The following is a 979-nucleotide window of genomic DNA, read 5'->3' as shown; positions in this document are numbered from 1 at the left end:
ATTGTCCTTATATTGCCAAGGTTCCTCTTGGCTACCAAATCGCACATACTCAAATTTGTCCCCATTAAAGATTGCGTTGTTTCTCGATGCCCAGGGGTATATCACATTGTCTAGTTCCTCCTGTAGGAGGATACAGTCTTCGTTATTTTCATTATCACTTGAAATCCTCCTGGTTACTCGTGAGTCATCAGCAAACAGTGACATGAAAGCTTGATTGAGATTTTCGTCTATGTCACTTATCATAATAATAAATAGTATCGGGCCAAGGACTGTGCCTTGTGGAACGCCTGATAGCACTGGTGCAGGGGAAGAAAGAGCTCCATTAGCTGATACCTGGAGAGAGAGAGAGAGAGAGAGAGAGAGAGAGAGATTACCTGTAGATTACCTGTAGATTGGTTCCACCACTAAGGGTGCGGGATTACCTCGTCGAGGCCCTCCCCTGACTGAGCAGACAACTGCTCTTGAAATCTGTTGAAAACTGCTATTTCGTTTTTAAATGTTTTAGTGTCAATTATGTGAACAATAGAGTTTGTGACTCTGAGAGCATCATCTCGATAAAGCCCCGAGGCGTTGCATCTAGGTTCGTCTGGGATAATGTCAAGGAATTTGTCCAGTTTCTTCTTAAATGTATCGACCTTCTCTCCTGTAATTAATGTTATACATCGGGGAAGGCGATTCCAGAGGTTTGTAGCTGTTTGGGCAAATGATGACTCTCTTGCTAAATGTGCCCCATTGTGGTGTAGTGTTGGCGATGGCAACTTGCATCTAATGCCCTTGCGTCTGGTGTGATGGAATTGCAGGGCAAAGGAATTTTCTGGCTGCATGGGATCATTTGGGAGGCAGGGTACCAGTTTCTCCTTCATTTTGTAGAGGTATATGATCTTGTATCGTTCATGCCTCCTTTGTATGCTTTGCAGGTTCAAAGCTTTTAGTCTGGCACAGTAGGGTAAATCGGCCAGGCCATCGACATGTTTTGAGA

At 44.1% G+C, this 979-nt stretch carries 1 protein-coding gene; it reads right to left on the bottom strand.

What is annotated here, in order from left to right; all coding sequences use genetic code 11:
• Positions 1 to 404 precede the first annotated feature (404 nt).
• Positions 405 to 979, bottom strand: a 575-nt coding sequence (locus AAFM92_16865; protein ID MEL7302034.1) for a hypothetical protein, incomplete at its 5' end; no start/stop codon positions are given.

This window comes from Pseudomonadota bacterium, assembly GCA_038533575.1.
Lineage (GTDB): Bacteria > Pseudomonadota > Alphaproteobacteria > Rhodobacterales > Rhodobacteraceae > Shimia_B.
Note: the sequence above shows the minus strand (reverse complement) of the source record. Positions and strands in the feature narration are given on the sequence as shown.